Genomic DNA, 15,201 nt, shown 5'->3' with positions numbered 1-15,201 from the left:
GATACATTCCTAACCTACTCATACAATATAATTTATCAACCGGCCTTTTACATAAATTGTACGGCGAATAGTTTTTCCGGCCAGATGGGGGCCGGCTTTTTCATGGGCCAAGGCTAGGGCCATTAGGGCCTCTTCGTTAATGGCCGGGTCGACCAGCACATCGCCGCGGTGTTTGCCGTTCACCTGGATCACGATGGTGATGGTGCTTGCGACCAGTTTGGCCGGGTCAAAAACCGGCCAGCCGGCGGCCATGACGGCCCCGGATTCGCCGAGGCGGGCCCAGAGTTCGTCGGCGAGATGCGGGGCCAGGGGGGCGAGGAGCCGGACGAGGTCCAGGACGACCGGCCGCGGGAGGGAGGGCTCCTTCTGCAGGGCGTTCACCAGGATCATCAGCTGGGAGATGGCGGTGTTAAAGCGCAGGTTCTCGTAGTCGTCCCCGACTTTCTTGATCGTCTCGTGGAGCAGCTTCGCGGTCTCGGCCGTGAGCGTGGCGTCGGGGGCGATGCGGGGGTTGACCGCGCCCTCGGCGTCGAGGCACTCGCGCCAGACCTTCTTGAGGAAACGGTGCACGCCCTCGATGCCCTTGGGGTTCCAGGGTTTCATGGCGTCGAGCGGCCCGAGGAACATGAGGTAAAGCCGCAGGGTGTCGGCGCCGTAAGCGCGGATGATGTCGTCGGGGTTGACCACGTTGCCGCGGCTCTTGGACATCTTGACCCCGTCCTCGCCGAGGATGATGCCCTGGTGGAAGAGCTTCGTGAACGGCTCGGCCTGGGGCACGAGGCCGAGGTCGAAGAGCACCTTGTGCCAGAAGCGGGCGTAGAGCAGGTGGAGCACCGCGTGCTCGGCGCCGCCGACGTAGAGGTCGGGCACGCCCCAGTATTTCAGCGCCTCCGGGCTGGCGAGGGCACCGGCGTTCTGCGGGTCGAGGTAGCGCAGGTAATACCAGCAGGAGCCGGCCCATTGCGGCATGGTGTTGGTCTCGCGGCGGGCGCGGACCCAGGCCTCGCCGGCGGGCTGGGCCGCGGTGGCGGGCAGGCTGGCGCCGGTCGTGACGTTGAGCCAGATCTCGAGCCAGGGCGTGACGTTGGCCAGCGGGCTCTCGCCGGTGCCACTGGGCAGGTAGGATTGGACCTCCGGCAGTACGAGCGGGAGCGAGGATTCCGGCAGGGGCAGGGCGAACTGGGTGGCGCCGTTTTCGATGAAGGTGACCGGCTGCGCGGGCAGGTCGGGGCGCAGGACGGCGGCCCGGCGGTAGTCGGCCTCGCTGACCCAGACGATGGGGAACGGCTCGCCCCAGTAGCGCTGGCGGGAGAACAGCCAGTCGCGGAGCTTGTAGTTGATCGTGGCCCGGCCGATGCCGCGGGCGGCGAGGTCGGCGGAGATTTTCTTTTTCGCCTCGGGCCAGGCGAGGCCGTCGTAGCCCGGCGAGTTGATCAGCGTGCCGTCGCCGGTGTAGGGCAGGGTGTCGCTGCCGTCGGCCGCGGCGATGACGCGCGGGATGGGCAGGTCATACTGCCGGGCGAACTCGTAGTCGCGCTCGTCGTGGGCGGGCACGGCCATGATGGCCCCCGTGCCGTAGCCCATGAGAACGTAGTCGGCGATCCACACCGGGACCTGGGCGCCGTTGACGGGATTGATCGCGTAGCTGCCGGTGAAGACGCCGCTCTTTTCCTTGGAGGCGTCGGACATGCGCTCGACGTCGCTCTTGGCGGCGGTCTTTTTGCGGTAGGCCTCGACGGCGTCGCGCTGGGCGGGCGTGGTCAGCGACGGCACGAGCGGGTGCTCGGGGGCGAGGACCATGTAGGTGCAGCCGAAGAGCGTGTCGGGGCGCGTGGTGAAGATCTTCAGGTCGCCGAGCGTGGCATCGGCCAGCTTGAACAGCACCTCGGCGCCCTCGCTGCGGCCGATCCAAGCCTCCTGCATGCGCTTGGTGGAGTCGGGCCAGTCGACGTCCTTGAGGCCGTCAATCAGTTGCTCGGCGTAGGCGGTGATGCGGAGCACCCACTGGCGGAGGTTGCGGCGCTCGACGGGGAAACCGCCGACCTCGGACTTGCCGTCCACGACCTCCTCGTTGGCGAGGACGGTGCGGAGTTCCGGGCACCACCACACGGGGCGCTCGTCGACGTAGGCCAGGCCCTTGCGGAAGAGCTGGAGGAAGATCCATTGGGTCCAGCGGAAGTACTTCGGGTCGGTCGTGTCGACCTCGCGGTCCCAGTCGTAGCTGAAGCCCAGCGCCTTGATCTGCCGGCGGAAGTTGGTGATGTTGTTCTGGGTGTTGGCGGCCGGGTGGGTGCCGGTCTTCACGGCGTGCTGCTCGGCGGGCAGGCCGAAGGCGTCCCAGCCGATCGGGTGGAGCACGTTGAAGCCGCGGGCGCGCTTATAGCGGGCGAGGATGTCGGTGGCGGTGTAGCCCTCGGGGTGGCCGATGTGCAGGCCGGCGCCGGACGGGTAGGGAAACATGTCCAGCACGTAGAACTTAGGCTTGGTCGAGCCGTTTTCGGCGCGGAAGGGCTTGGCTTGTTCCCAGACCGCCTGCCAGTGCGGCTCGATCGTGAGGAAGTCGTATTCTTTGCAGGAAGTGGCGGCCATGTGGGTAAACGGTCACTTTGGAAGGTTCGCCCCGACCGTCAACCCCGGGAAATGGCTGATGGGAGGTCCATATTCACGAGCCGCGCAACCGGAGCGCGGCGCAAAATGACCATGCCGGCGGACTTTTTCTGGTGCTGGCCGATCCGTTCACTTAAGGATCAGGGCATGTTTACCGGTTTGGTCGAGGAAACAGCCCAGGTGGTGAGCTTTGCCCCCGCGCAGAACGCGTGGGGGTTGCAGCTGGCGGCGCGGGTCGTGCCGGCCGGCGTGGCCGTGGGGGACAGCGTGGCGGTGAACGGCTGCTGCCTGACGGTCACCCGCTGCGGGGATGGGCAGCTGGGGTTTGAAATGCTGGAGGAGACCCGCCGGCTGACGAATTTTTCCGAACTCAAGCCCGGATCCGCCGTGAACCTGGAGCGCAGCCTCCGGGCCGACGCGCGGCTCGGCGGGCATTTCGTGTCCGGCCACATCGATGGGCTGGGCCGGGTCGAGGTCTTTGAGGCCCGCGGCAAGGACCACTACCTGCGGGTGGCCGCCCCGGCGGGTGCCGGCCGGTATCTCATCCACAAGGGATCGATCGCCTTGGATGGCATTTCCCTGACGGTCGCCGAGGTGGCGGGCGACACGTTTGCCGTCTGGCTTATCCCGCACACGCTGGCTGCGACCAACCTCCGCGAGAAACGGGCCGGCTCGGGGGTGAACCTCGAGTTCGACCTGCTCGGCAAATACGTGGAGAAGCTGCTGGCCACGCGGACCGCCGCCTCGTCTTGAACACCCGCGAACAACTGCTGGCGCTGAATGACGAGCTTCGCCGCCTGAAGGCGGAGGGACGGCGCACGGTGTCGATTTCGCAGGAGAGCCTCGACGACCTGCGGGCTGTGCTTGCGGATGAGCCGGTGGAGGTGGGGCGGGCGGAATTTTCCGGAGGCGGTGCCGGGGCGTTCCGCGAGGCGATCGCGGCCGGAGCCGTGGTGCTGGATGCCGAACCGGCCGCAGCGAGATCGGCGCCACTCGCCGAGGCCCGCCCGGCCCCCGCCCGGCCGGCGACCGTGGCCAAGCCCGCGTTGCCGCCCCGCGCCGACGTGGTGCTGCCGGACGGGGACAAGGCGGCGAAGTGGCAGGCCTTGCGCGAGATCGTGCTCAACGACCCCGTCTGCCTGGCACGGGTGCATCCCGGCAAGCGGATCGTGTTTGGCGTGGGTGCGCTCGAGGCGGCGATCATGTTCGTCGGCGAGGCCCCGGGGGCCGACGAGGAGGACCAGGGCGAGCCGTTCGTCGGCCGGGCCGGCCAGCTGCTCAACCGCATGATCAAGGCGATGGGCGTGGAACGCAGCCAGGTCTACATCGGGAACATCCTGAACTGGCGCCCCGAGATGGGCCCGCGGGACGCCGACGGGGCCCAGACCGGCAACCGTCCGCCCACGGCGGAGGAGATGAATTACTGCCTGCCCTTCATCCGTGCGCAGATCGCCATCATCCAGCCGAAGGTGATCGTAGCCCTCGGCAAGACCGCGGTGGACGGCCTGCTCGGCGCCGACCGCTTCAAGTCGATGGGGGCGGCCCGCGGCACGTGGCACGCCTACGCGGACACGCCGTTGCGCGCGACCTATCACCCGTCCTATTTGTTGCGGCAGGAGGGCCTGGTCTCGGCCGCCGCGAAGAAGATCAAGCGCGACGCCTGGGAGGACCTGCTGGCCGTGATGGAGCGGGCCGGGCTGCCGATCTCCGAGAAGCAGCGGAATTATTTCCTGTGATGAAAATGATCATGCCGGCGGTGTATGGTTGGAGGGCGCGCGTCTCGGCGCGCCGAGGGCGATCGCGCCGGTCCGCCGGGACGCTGGTCCTCCAGCTCCTGGCGTTGACCGTGGCGTTGATTGACGGTCCACGCACCACCGCCGCCGAGTTCAGCTTTGAACTGCTGCAGCAACGCGCGAAAGACGTCGCCGCGCAGCCCTACGCTCCCACCGTCCGGCGCGTGCCGGCCTGGGTGGCGGCCTTGACGTACGAGCAGCACCGCGCGATCCATTTTGACCACGACCATGCGTGGTGGCAGGCGGAGGGCCTGCCGTTCCAGCTGCAGTTTTTCCACCCCGGCTGGCTGTTCAACGAGCCGGTGCAGATCCACGAGGTGGCGGCGGGCGAGGAGCAGCTCATCCGCTTCGATCCCGCGCTGTTCAACTACGGTCCCAACCGGCTGCCCGAGGCGGTGCCCGCGGACATGGGGTTTGCCGGACTGCGGGTGCACCACGCGTTGAACCGGCCGGACGAGATGAGCGAGCTCGCGGTGTTTCTCGGGGCGAGCTACTTCCGCAGCGTGGCGCGGGGGCTGCACTACGGCCTGTCCGCGCGCGGCCTGGCGTTGAACAGCGGCGAGCCGGTGCCGGAGGAGTTTCCGCGCTTCACGGAATTCTGGATCGAGCGCCCGGTCGCCGGCGCGGCCGCGGTCACCGTGCATGCGCTGCTGGACAGCCCGAGCGTGGCCGGGGCTTACCGTTTCGTGATCACGCCGGGCGATGCGACGGTGATGCAGGTGAAAGTCGCCCTCTATTTCCGGAAGGTGGAGGCGGTCATCGGCCTCGCGCCGCTGACCAGCATGTTCCTGCATGGCGAGAACACCGGCTGGTCGCGCGATGATTACCGGCCCGAAGTGCATGATTCCGACGGCCTCCTGATGCACACCGGGGCGGGGGAGTGGATCTGGCGCCCGCTGTCCAATCCGAGCAACGCGCGCGCCAGTGCCTTTGCGGACCGGTCGCCCAAGGGGTTCGGCCTGCTGCAGCGGGACCGGACCTTTGCGCACTACGACGATCTCGAAGCCAATTCCCACCTGCGGCCCAGTGCGTGGGTCGAGCCGGTGGGCGATTGGGGGGAGGGCGCGGTGCGGTTGGTGGAGCTGCCGACGCCCGACGAAACCAACGACAACATCGTCGCGTGCTGGGTACCCGCGCGCCGGCCCGTGCCCGGCGAGCCGCTGAGCTATGAGTACCGCCTGCATTGGTACGGCACGGAGGGCGGGCGCCCGCCCGGCGGTTACGTCGCGGCGACCCGGGAAGGCGCCGTGCTGCACCAGCCGGCCCGCCGGCGGATGGTGGTGGATTTCGCCGGGCCGGGGCTGGAGACGGCAGCCGACGGCGAGCCGCTCAAGGCCGTGGTCTCCGTGGGCGAGGGCGCGCGCCTCATCGGCGTGGGCGATGTGCAACGGATTGCGCCCACAGGTTTGTGGCGGGCTGTTTTTGAGATCGCGGCCGACGGCTCGCGCCGACCGATCGAGTTGCGCTGCTATCTGCGGCGCGGCGACCAAACCCTCACCGAAACATGGAGCAACCTCTGGACCCCCTGAACGCCTTCCGGCCGCGCACCGGCACAGCAGACCAGTGGAACGCGGCTTTCATCCGCGTCGAGGACTACCTGCGCGCCCACCGCGTGCACAACCGGCTGCAGCAGATCACCGTCCTGCAGAAGGTGATCGCCCGGGCCGCGGCCCGCCACGAGCAGAACCCGTCGCTCGACCCGACCACGCTGGCAGCCGAGGAGATTGACCGGATGATGGACGAGTGGTTTGGCGAACTGCTCGGCGACAAGAACCTGCCGCACGAGCGCATAGCCGTGGAGGGCCGGGTGGCGCTCCTGCTGTCGGACGGCGTGGAGCGCTGGCCGTATGCCTTTCTGGACGAGCAGCACGTGCCGCCCGAGTTCGCGTCGGAGATGCAGCGGCGCTCGATCCAGGCCGGGCCCGACATGACCGTGACGAGCATGGTGCCGCGTGAGATCGAACTCGGCACGCTGACCGAGGTGGCGGGCCAGACCTTCGAGCAGATCGAGAAATGGCCCATCCTGCGGGTGAGCCTCCTGTGGGCGGTCTTCCTCTCCGCGCTGGCCCTGGTTTTCTACGCCACCCGCTGACCATGCCCACCGCCTTCACAGTCGAACAGGTGGACAAGGCGCGCGTGAGCCGCCGGCGCGCGACGTTCTTCTCGCTCATCTTCCTTCTCACCACCTTGGCGGCGTGGTTCATGGCGGACCTGCTCTGGCAGGGGCCGTTCAAGATCGAGAACCTCGCCGACCTGCCGCTGCTCGTGCTGTTCACGATCCTGTTCGCGCATATCGCGTCGGGCTTCTGCACGGCGCTGCTCGGGCTCTACGTCATCAACCGCGGCGACACGGCGCGGATCAGCCGCACGCTGCGGGACGAGCCGCTGGCGCAGCTGCCGCTGGGGAGCACGGCGATCGTGATGCCGGTCTTCAACGAGGACCCCAGCCGCATCTTCGAGGGCCTGCGCGTGATCTACCGGTCGCTGGAGCAGACGGGCCGGCTCAACGAGTTCGATTTCTTCATCCTCAGTGATTCCAACGACCCGAACCGCTGGATCCAGGAGGAGGTGGCCTGGGCCGAGCTCTGCAAGCAGCTGAACGGCTTCGGCCGCATCTTCTACCGCAAGCGGCGCATGGCGCTGAACAAGAAGAGCGGCAACGTCTCCGACTTCCTCCGCCGCTGGGGCGGCAACTACCGCTACATGGTGGTGCTGGACGCGGACAGCATCATGACAGGCGGGTCGATCGTGAAGCTGGTGGCGATGATGGAGCGCAACCCCACGGTGGGCATCCTGCAGACCGCCCCGCGCATCGTGAACGGCGTCACGCCGTACGCCCGCCTGCAGCAGTTCGCCAGCCGGCTTTACGGCCCGTTGTTTCTCGCGGGGCTGAACTACTGGCACCAGGGGGAGAGCAATTTCTGGGGGCACAACGCGGTGATCCGGGTGGCGCCCTTCATCCAGCATGCGGCGCTGCCGGACCTGCCGGGGCGCGAGCCGTTCGGCGGACGCATCCTGAGCCACGATTTCGTGGAGGCCGCGCTGATGCGCCGGGCGGGCTGGAAGGTGTGGCTCGCCTACGACCTGGAAGGGAGCTTCGAGGAGGGACCACCCACGCTGATCGACGCCGCCAAGCGCGACCGGCGCTGGTGCCAGGGCAACCTGCAGCACAGCTGGCTGCTGTCGGCCCCGAATCTCCACCCGATCAACCGGTTTCATCTCTTCCAGGGCATCATGGGCTACGTGAGCTCGCCCATCTGGCTGCTCTTCATGCTGGTCAGCACGCTCCGCCTGTTTGGCCGCATGGACGAGGGGACGGCGGATCCCGCACGCTTCATGATGATCTTCGACCACGTGGTGCCCGTGCCCCAGGCGCTGGCGCTGTTCGGGCTCACGATGACGCTCATCTTCCTGCCGAAGGTGCTGAGCGTGGGCCTGGTGCTGAAGCACGGGCGCAGCGCGGCCTACGGCGGCCCGGTGCGGCTGGTCATCAGCGCGGTGCTGGAGACCCTCGCGTCGGCGCTGCTGGCGCCGATCAACATGATGTTCCACGCCAAGTTCGTGATCTACATCCTGCTGGGGCAGGGCGTCTCGTGGGTCACGCAGCAGCGCACGGCGAGCGACGATCCCGACTGGCGGGAGGCGATCATCACGCACTGGGGGCAGACGCTCTTCGGCCTGGTGTGGGGCGCCTCGGCCTACGTGCTCGCGCCAACCTTTTTCTGGTGGCTGTCGCCGATCCTGCTGGGATTGGTGCTGTCGGCGCCGCTCTCGATCCTGCTCAGCCGCGCCCAGCTCGGGCGCCGGGCGCGCGAACTGGGGCTCTTCCTGACGCCGGACGAGACCGAGCCCGCGCCGGAGCTGACCGAGCTCGAGCGCAACCTCGGGGAGTGTTACCAGCACATGCTGCCGATCCGCGAGCTGCGGCGTGATTTCGGGCTGATGCAGGCCATCCTCGATCCGTACGTGAACGCCGTGCACGTGTCGCTCCTGCGCCAGCGCCGGCCCGGCAGCTACTCGGTGCGGCGTTATTTCGTGGAGCTGCGCCGGCGCCTGCTGGCGGACGGCCCGGACAAGCTGACGACGCGCGAGAAGCTGGCGCTGCTGCTCGATCCGGAGTCGATGAACTGGCTGCACGAGCAGCTGTGGAAACAGCCGCCCGACAAGCTCTCGCCGTGGTGGCGCCTGGCGATGCGCCAGTACAACGTGCTCACGGCGACGCCGGTGACCGCGCTGTACCGATAGAGGGCGGGTCGCCCCGGGTCGCGGACCCACGCGAGGGGTGGTTTTTGCAACCGCCGGGGCCGGAACCGTGTCCTGACGGCATGGAAATCGCCATCTGGACCTTTGTCTTCCTGCTGATGTTGGTGGGCCTGGTGGGCTGCGTGCTGCCCCTGCTGCCCGGGACGACGCTGATCCTCGCCGCCGTGTTGCTGCAGAAGGGCTTGTTGCCGGACACGCTGACGGGGCTGGCCGTGGGCGGGATCGCGGCGTTTTGGCTGGCCTCGGTGCTGGCCGACCTGGGGTGCACGCTCGTGGGCACGAAAATGCTGGGGGGCGGGAAGTGGGGCATGGCCGGGGCCACGGGCGGGGCGCTGGCCGGGATGTTTTTTTCGCTGCCGGGGCTGTTGCTGGGCACCCTGCTGGGTGCGTTCGTCGGCGAGAAATGGGGTGCGCGCAAGACCGACGAGGCGGCGTTGCGCGCCGGGGCGGGCGCCGCGCTGGGCTTCCTCGTCTCGGGGGTGGCCAAGCTGGCCTGTGCCGGGGCGATGATCGCGATCTATGCGCTGTCGGCGCTGGGAGCAGCGGACCGCGTGGCGGCGGGCGGGGGTTGAGCCGGTGCGGCCGGCTCAGCGCACGTTGGCGTAGGCGCTGAAGATCAGTTCCTCGCCGGTGCCGGCCGTGGCGTGCAGGCGGAAGGCGGCGTTGGCGACTTCCGCGGTGGACCGAGGGGTGAGGTGCAGGCGGTAGGCGCGCCCGGCCGTGACCGTCTCCAGGCGGTGGGTGTAAGCGTCGCTGGTGGCCTGGACATGGGAGATCGTCAGCTCGATCCCGGGGATGACGGTGATGTCGACGGTCTGTTCCGTGGCGGCGGAGTGGAGCGGCCACTCGAGGCTGCGGGGGGTGAGGGTGGCGACCTCGGGCACGTCGAGTTCCACGGTGAGGGCGACCGGGGGCGTGCCCTCGTCGGTGCTGACGATGATGCTGCGGCGATACACGCCGAGACGGTCGCCGAGCGTGAACCGGACGTGGAGACGGCCGGTGGCACCGGGGGCGATGACCTTCGCGCTGGGCGTGACTTCCGTGCAGTCGCAACTCACGTCCACGCTGGTGATGGTGACGGGGCGGTCGCTGGTATTCTTGAAATCAAAGCCGGTGTCCGCGGTTTTCTGGAGCGGAACGGACCTCAGCGTCAGGTGCGTGGCTGGCCACTCCAGGGCAGGCGCGGTGACGGCGGCGAGCAGGAGGAACAGGGGGGCAAGAAGGCGGCGGTTCATGAGGGGGAGGCAACACCAGCAAAGTGGGCGGGGGCGGAAACTCAACCTAGCAGAAGTGGGGTCTGACGCCGCCCGCGGTTGGCAGGTATTCACGGGAGGGACCAAGACATTTTCCGCGGAGAGCGCGGATTCACGCGGATCAATAAAGACCGGATTGAGGAACCGCCGGTTTTCATCCGCGGTCATCCGCGATATCCGCGGAAAACCTGAGGGTCTCAGCGGTATTGTTTCAGGGCCTCGGCGACGAGGGCGAACTCGGTCTTGAGGGCGGGCAGGGTGGCGGCGGCGTCGGCGAAGGCGCCGGCCTTGCCCTGCTTCTCCATTTCAAACGAGACATGGCCGAGACCGGCGGTGCCAAAATTGCTGCCGCTGCCCTTGATGGTGTGGGCGGCGCGGGTGAGCAGGGGGGCGTCGGAGGTGGCGAGGGCGCGCTCGATCTCGGCGATGCGCTGCGGCACATCCTCGAGGAAGACATCGATCAGCTCGCGGAGGAAGGCGGGGTCCTCAGGGTTGAGCTCGCGGAGGGCGGCGATGGCCTGGGGGTCGACGGCGGGATTCATGCGGCGGCAGCGTGGAGGAATCAGGACGCCCATTCAAACGAGGAATTCTGCTCAATTTCATCGATGGTGGTGAGGCCGAGGAGGACCTTGCGGAGGCCGTCGTAGCGGAGGGGCTTGTAGCCGACGCGGGAGGCGGCGCGGGTGATCTCCTGGGCGCTCTTGCCCTCGGTGATGAGCTGGCGGATCTCCTCGGTGATGAGGATGAGCTCGTGGAAGGCAATGCGGCCCTTGTAGCCGGTGCCCCGGCAGTGGGGACAGCCGCGTCCGCGGTAAAACGGCACCTCGGCGAGGCCCTCATCGAGGAAGTATTTGGTGAGCACCTCCCGGGGCGGGTAGTAGGCCTCCTTGCAGCGCTCGCAGATGCGGGCGGCGAGGCGCTGGGCGAGGACGCCGATGACGGAGGGGGCGACCATGCTGGGTTCCACGCCGATCTCCATGAGGCGGACGATGGCCTGGGCGGCGGTGTTGGTGTGGAGGGTGGCGAAGACGAGGTGGCCGGTGAGGGCGGCCTCGGTCGCGATCTTGGCGGTCTCCAGGTCGCGGATCTCGCCGATGAGAATAACGTCGGGATCCTGGCGGAGCAGCGAGCGCAGGACGGTGGAGAACTTGAGGTCGATGTGCGAGTTGACCTGGCTTTGCGTGACCCCGGCGAGCTGGATCTCCACCGGGTCCTCGATGGTGGAGATGTTGATGCCGGGCTGGTTGATCTCGTGGAGCGCGGAGTAGAGGGTAGTGGTCTTGCCGCTGCCGGTCGGTCCGGTGACGAAGATGATGCCGCTGGGGTTCTGCACCAGGCGGCGCAGCGGGGCCAGGACCGGCTGCGAGATCAGCATCTTGTCGAGTGTCATCATCGACTTCTTGCCGGTGCCGGCGAGGATGCGGACCACAACCTTCTCGCCGTGGACGGTGGGCAGGGCGGAGAAACGGAAGTTGGCCTGGTTGGTGCCGATGGTGAGGGAAAAACGGCCGTCCTGCGGGAAACGGGTCTCGGAGATGTTGAGGCTGCAGAGGATCTTGAGCCGGGCGACGATGGCGCGGTGGAGCTTGCGGGAGAAGGTCAGGACCTCGCGCATCATGCCGTCCACGCGGAAGCGGATGCGCGACTGGAATTCCTGCGGCTCAATGTGGATGTCGGTGGCGCGCTCGCGCAGGGCGAAGTAGACCAGTTCGTCGAGGACGCGGATGAGCGACTCGGATTCCGCCACGGCTTCGAAGCGGTCGCCGGTGCCGTCCGGGCGGCTGAAAAAGCTGTCCTGCTCGAGGCCGGCGAGGCTGTCGGTGAGGGATTTCTCGGTGGAATAGTGGATGGCGACGGCATCCTCGATCTCGCAGGGCAGGCAGAAGACCGGGCTGATGGTGACCTGGGTGATCTGCTCGAGGCGGCGGACGAGTTCCTTGTCCGCGGGGGTGGCGAGCGCCACGGTGAGGACGCCGTCGATGAGGTAGAGGCCGAGGGCCGTGACCTTCTGGGCGACCGCGCACGGGATCTTGGCGACGGCCTCGTCGGTGATGGCCGAGGCGAGGACATCGACGTAGGCGATGCCGATGGAGTTGGCCCAGAGTCGGCAGGCCTCGTCCTTGGACAGGAGCTTGTGGTCGATAATGGCCTGCAGGTGGGCGAGGGTGCCGGCGCCGTGATTGGAACCGGTGGATTCGAGCTCGGTCAGCGCGGTGAAGCCCGGGTGGTCCCGGACCAGCTGCAGGAACTCACGGTTTGACGGATTTGGCGGCACGGCGGGGGCGGTTTTTTTGGAACAGTTTGGCGATCTCGACCTGCTCGAGTTTTTCCATGGCGAAGGCGGGCGCATCGCGCTCGAGCTGCACCTCGCGCAGCAGGTCGGGGAGGGAGTAGCGGACCTCGGTGAGTCCGGCGTAACCGGTGGGGGCCGGGGTGGGGCGGGCGGCGCTCATACGGGGGGTACCGGTTGTTCGCCGAAGCAATCGCTGATGATTTCCTGGAAACGGGCGGTCAGCTCATCGCGGGGGGTGTCCTTGCGGATGTAGTCCGCAGCGCCGAGGCGGAGGCACTCCTCGACGGTGTGGCGGTTGGCGAGAGAGGTCAGCATGACGACGAGGGCGTCGGGATCGTGCTGCTTGATCTGCGCGAGGGCCTGGAGCCCGTCGAGGTTGGGCATGTTCACGTCGAGGAGAACGAGGTCAGGTTTTTCCTGCGCGTAGAGCTGGACGGCGATGGCGCCATCCGCGGCCTCGAGGATGCGGGGCTGGTCGAACTGACGCAGGACGAGGCCGATGAACTTCCGGATGTGCGGTTCGTCGTCGGTCAGGAGGATGGTGCGCGGCGAGCTCATGCGGCGGTGGGGAAGGCGATGGTGAACACGCTGCCGCCGGCGGGGTGGCGGTCGGCGCCGATGCTGCCGCCGTGGGCCAGCATGATGCGCTGGCAGATGGCGAGGCCGAGGCCGGTGCTTTTCTCGCCGCCAGTGGGGCGGACGGAGGTGCGGCCAAAGTCCTGGAAGAGCTTGTGGCGCTCGTTCTCGGGGATGCCCGGGCCCTGGTCGCGGACCAGGATGGCGTAGCCGGTCTCGCCGTAGCCGGCGCTCACGGAGATCACGGAGCGGGGCGGAGAGAACTTGATGGCGTTGCTCAGGAGGTTGTCGATGACCTGACGGACCTTGTCGCCGTCGAGGCTGAGTTCCACCTGCGGGTCGGGGGGCGCAAGCTCGATGCGCGAGCCCTTCTTGGCGGCGTGGATATTGTTGAGGTAGACGGATTTTTTCAGGAGCTCGGCGATACTGCGCGGCTCGGGGTGGATGCGGAGCTCACCCGACTCGATGACGGACAGGTCGAGCAGCTCGTTGACCATGGCGAGCATGCCCTGGCTCGTTTCCTGGATGGTCTGGACCAGGTCGAGCTGGTCGGCGGAGAGGGGACCGACGGTGCCGTCGCTGAGGAAGTCAGCCAGGCCGCGGATGGAGGCGAGGGGGTTGCGCAGGTCGTGGGCGACCATGCCGAGGAGCTTGTTCTTGGCGGCGTTGGCCGCGCTGAGCTGCGCGACGAGCTGGCGGTTTTGCAGGTGGGTGCGGAGGCGCGCGAGGACCTCGCGGCCTTTGAAGGGCTTCGGCAGGTAGTCGACGCCGCCGGCGGCGAGCCCCTCGACGATGTCGTCCGACTCGGACTTCGCGGTGATGAAAATGACAGGGGCGACCAGGTCGCCGTGGCGGGCCTTGAGGGTGCGGCAGGTTTCGAAGCCGTTGATGCCGGGCATCACCACATCAAGCAGGACCAGGTCGGGCTTGAACGCGTCGTAAGACGTCAGCGCCTCCTCGCCGGAGTGGGCGGAGAGCAATTCATAGCCTTCGGGGCGCAGGATGCTGGTCAGGATGCGAACATTCAACCGATCGTCATCGACGATCAGGATCCGGCGACCAACCTGGCTGGGCTTGGACGTCTCTAGGGTAGGCGTCATGGGATGTGCTCCCCCCTGAACGGCACAAAGCCGGGTGGGCCTTAAGGATAAACAGACCTATGTGGCAGATATATCATGGAATCCCGATGCGATGATATTTTACTTGCCTGAGGGTGATTTGTGCCGTTGTAAGGGGCATGGCTAATTCCTTTGTTTTCTCCTCCGAGTCGGTTGGCGAAGGCCACCCCGACAAAGTTGCCGACCTGATCTCCGACAGCGTGCTCGACGCCTGCTTGACGCAGGACAAGCACAGCCGCGTCGCCTGCGAAACCATGGTTAAGTCCAACATGGTCATCCTCGCCGGCGAAATCACGACCAGCGCCAAGCTCAATTACGAAGCCATCGTGCGGGCCGCGATCCGCGACATCGGCTACGTGAACAACGACGACGTGTTCCACGCCGACCAGGTGTTCATCAACAACTACCTGACGCGCCAGTCCCCGGACATCGCGCAGGGCGTCGACGCCAAGAAGGCGAAGGGCAAGAAGACGGCCGAGCAGGGCGCCGGCGACCAGGGCATCATGTTCGGTTACGCGTGCAACGAGACGCCCGAGCTCATGCCGACCCCGATCATGTTCGCCCACCGCCTCGGCCGTGAGCTCACCAAGATCCGCAAGTCCGGCAAGGCCCCGTGGCTCCGCCCGGACGCCAAGTCCCAGGTTTCCGTCCGCTACGAAAACGACATCCCGGTTGAGGTCGTGAACGTCGTGATCTCCACCCAGCACACGGCGGACGTGGCGCACAGCACGATCGAGAGCTACCTGATCGAGAACGTGATCAAGAAGGTCATCCCGTCCCGGATGCTGACCAAGAAGACCGAGTATCTCATCAATCCCACCGGCCGTTTCGTCATCGGCGGCCCGCAGGGTGATTCCGGCCTCACCGGCCGCAAGATCATCGTCGACACTTACGGCGGGTGGGGCCGCCACGGCGGCGGCGCCTTCTCGGGCAAGGATCCGTCCAAGGTCGACCGTTCCGCCGCCTACATGGGCCGCTGGGTCGCCAAGAACATCGTGGCGGCCGGCCTGGCCACCCACGCCGAGATCCAGTTCGCCTACGCCATTGGCCACCCGCAGCCGGTCTCCGTCCGCGTCGAGACCTTCGGCACCGCCAAGCTCGGCATCTCCGACGAGCAGATCACGGCGGCTGTGACCAAGACCTTCAGCTTCAAGCCCGCCGACATCGTCAGCGAGCTCAACCTGCTCCGCCCGATCTACCGCCAGACGACCAATTACGGTCACTTTGGCAAGAGCGGCCTCCCCTGGGAACAGACCAACAAGGCCGCCCTCCTGCGCGCCGCCATCAAGTAACCCGCC

General features: G+C 67.3%; 14 protein-coding genes. 7 read left to right on the top strand and 7 right to left on the bottom strand.

Annotation, left to right across the window (positions count from 1 at the left end):
- Nucleotides 1-18: 18 nt before the first annotated feature.
- Complete coding sequence (gene leuS / locus Verru16B_RS16795) at nt 19-2,589, bottom strand: leucine--tRNA ligase (protein ID WP_069963369.1); 2,571 nt, start codon at nt 2,587-2,589, stop codon at nt 19-21.
- 165 nt (nt 2,590-2,754) lie between these two features.
- Here leuS and Verru16B_RS16790 point away from each other — a divergent pair, with 165 nt between their 5' ends.
- From Verru16B_RS16790 to Verru16B_RS16765, 6 genes are all read left to right on the top strand, one after another.
- Nucleotides 2,755-3,360 (top strand): riboflavin synthase, encoded by a 606-nt coding sequence (locus Verru16B_RS16790; RefSeq protein ID WP_069963796.1) that lies wholly within the window; start codon nt 2,755-2,757, stop codon nt 3,358-3,360.
- Nucleotides 3,357-4,343 (top strand): uracil-DNA glycosylase, encoded by a 987-nt coding sequence (locus Verru16B_RS16785; RefSeq protein ID WP_069963368.1) that lies wholly within the window; start codon nt 3,357-3,359, stop codon nt 4,341-4,343. The genes Verru16B_RS16790 and Verru16B_RS16785 overlap by 4 nt, the downstream gene beginning before the upstream one ends.
- Nucleotides 4,343-5,929 (top strand): OpgD/OpgG family glucan biosynthesis protein, encoded by a 1,587-nt coding sequence (locus Verru16B_RS16780; protein WP_218918791.1) that lies wholly within the window; start codon nt 4,343-4,345, stop codon nt 5,927-5,929. Before Verru16B_RS16785 ends, Verru16B_RS16780 begins: the two co-directional genes overlap by 1 nt.
- Nucleotides 5,905-6,492 (top strand): hypothetical protein, encoded by a 588-nt coding sequence (locus Verru16B_RS16775; RefSeq protein ID WP_069963367.1) that lies wholly within the window; start codon nt 5,905-5,907, stop codon nt 6,490-6,492. Before Verru16B_RS16780 ends, Verru16B_RS16775 begins: the two co-directional genes overlap by 25 nt.
- A 2-nt stretch (nt 6,493-6,494) precedes the next feature.
- A complete protein-coding gene (mdoH, locus tag Verru16B_RS16770; protein WP_069963366.1) occupies nt 6,495-8,645 on the top strand; it encodes a glucans biosynthesis glucosyltransferase MdoH in 2,151 nt (716 codons plus the stop codon).
- A gap of 80 nt (nt 8,646-8,725) precedes the next feature.
- Nucleotides 8,726-9,235 carry a DUF456 family protein gene (locus tag Verru16B_RS16765; protein WP_069963365.1) on the top strand — a complete coding sequence of 170 codons (510 nt, stop codon included), beginning with the start codon at nt 8,726-8,728 and terminating at the stop codon, nt 9,233-9,235.
- 15 nt (nt 9,236-9,250) lie between these two features.
- On the opposite strand, the gene Verru16B_RS16760 is transcribed toward Verru16B_RS16765, so the two are convergent.
- The 6 genes from Verru16B_RS16760 to Verru16B_RS16735 form a co-directional block, all read right to left on the bottom strand.
- A complete protein-coding gene (locus Verru16B_RS16760; RefSeq protein WP_069963364.1) occupies nt 9,251-9,898 on the bottom strand; it encodes a DUF1573 domain-containing protein in 648 nt (215 codons plus the stop codon).
- 215 nt (nt 9,899-10,113) lie between these two features.
- The gene (locus Verru16B_RS16755; protein ID WP_069963363.1) at nt 10,114-10,458 is read right to left on the bottom strand and encodes an Hpt domain-containing protein; all 345 of its coding nucleotides are present in this window, start codon (nt 10,456-10,458) and stop codon (nt 10,114-10,116) included.
- 20 nt (nt 10,459-10,478) lie between these two features.
- On the bottom strand, nt 10,479-12,191 hold the full coding sequence (locus tag Verru16B_RS16750; protein ID WP_069963362.1) for a GspE/PulE family protein: 1,713 nt from the start codon (nt 12,189-12,191) through the stop codon (nt 10,479-10,481).
- The gene (locus Verru16B_RS18475; RefSeq protein ID WP_069963361.1) at nt 12,166-12,369 is read right to left on the bottom strand and encodes a hypothetical protein; all 204 of its coding nucleotides are present in this window, start codon (nt 12,367-12,369) and stop codon (nt 12,166-12,168) included. Before Verru16B_RS18475 ends, Verru16B_RS16750 begins: the two co-directional genes overlap by 26 nt.
- Nucleotides 12,366-12,767, bottom strand: a complete 402-nt coding sequence (locus tag Verru16B_RS16740) for a response regulator transcription factor (RefSeq protein ID WP_069963360.1) — start codon at nt 12,765-12,767, stop codon at nt 12,366-12,368. Before Verru16B_RS16740 ends, Verru16B_RS18475 begins: the two co-directional genes overlap by 4 nt.
- Nucleotides 12,764-13,885: a hybrid sensor histidine kinase/response regulator gene (locus Verru16B_RS16735; protein WP_069963359.1), complete on the bottom strand. Its 1,122-nt coding sequence runs from the start codon at nt 13,883-13,885 to the stop codon at nt 12,764-12,766. The genes Verru16B_RS16740 and Verru16B_RS16735 overlap by 4 nt, the downstream gene beginning before the upstream one ends.
- 137 nt (nt 13,886-14,022) lie before the next feature.
- Between Verru16B_RS16735 and metK the strand changes: the two genes are divergently transcribed.
- Nucleotides 14,023-15,195, top strand: coding sequence for a methionine adenosyltransferase (metK, locus tag Verru16B_RS16730; RefSeq protein ID WP_069963358.1), 1,173 nt, complete (start codon nt 14,023-14,025; stop codon nt 15,193-15,195).
- The last annotated feature ends 6 nt before the right edge of the window (nt 15,196-15,201 follow it).

The organism is Lacunisphaera limnophila, assembly GCF_001746835.1.
Lineage (GTDB): Bacteria > Verrucomicrobiota > Verrucomicrobiia > Opitutales > Opitutaceae > Lacunisphaera > Lacunisphaera limnophila.
The sequence above is the reverse complement of the archived record's forward strand: the minus strand, read 5'-3'. Positions and strand labels throughout refer to the sequence as shown.

Bases quoted from the DNA above. Each gene is read 5' to 3' on its own strand.
- leuS (WP_069963369.1), bottom strand. From the start codon at position 2,589: ATGGCCGCCACTTCCTGCAAAGAATACGACTTCCTCACGATCGAGCCG.
- Verru16B_RS16790 (WP_069963796.1), top strand. From the start codon at position 2,755: ATGTTTACCGGTTTGGTCGAGGAAACAGCCCAGGTGGTGAGCTTTGCC.
- Verru16B_RS16780 (WP_218918791.1), top strand. From the start codon at position 4,343: ATGAAAATGATCATGCCGGCGGTGTATGGTTGGAGGGCGCGCGTCTCG.
- Verru16B_RS16775 (WP_069963367.1), top strand. From the start codon at position 5,905: ATGGAGCAACCTCTGGACCCCCTGAACGCCTTCCGGCCGCGCACCGGC.
- mdoH (WP_069963366.1), top strand. From the start codon at position 6,495: ATGCCCACCGCCTTCACAGTCGAACAGGTGGACAAGGCGCGCGTGAGC.
- Verru16B_RS16765 (WP_069963365.1), top strand. From the start codon at position 8,726: ATGGAAATCGCCATCTGGACCTTTGTCTTCCTGCTGATGTTGGTGGGC.
- Verru16B_RS16760 (WP_069963364.1), bottom strand. From the start codon at position 9,898: ATGAACCGCCGCCTTCTTGCCCCCCTGTTCCTCCTGCTCGCCGCCGTC.
- Verru16B_RS16755 (WP_069963363.1), bottom strand. From the start codon at position 10,458: ATGAATCCCGCCGTCGACCCCCAGGCCATCGCCGCCCTCCGCGAGCTC.
- Verru16B_RS18475 (WP_069963361.1), bottom strand. From the start codon at position 12,369: ATGAGCGCCGCCCGCCCCACCCCGGCCCCCACCGGTTACGCCGGACTC.
- Verru16B_RS16740 (WP_069963360.1), bottom strand. From the start codon at position 12,767: ATGAGCTCGCCGCGCACCATCCTCCTGACCGACGACGAACCGCACATC.
- Verru16B_RS16735 (WP_069963359.1), bottom strand. From the start codon at position 13,885: ATGACGCCTACCCTAGAGACGTCCAAGCCCAGCCAGGTTGGTCGCCGG.
- metK (WP_069963358.1), top strand. From the start codon at position 14,023: ATGGCTAATTCCTTTGTTTTCTCCTCCGAGTCGGTTGGCGAAGGCCAC.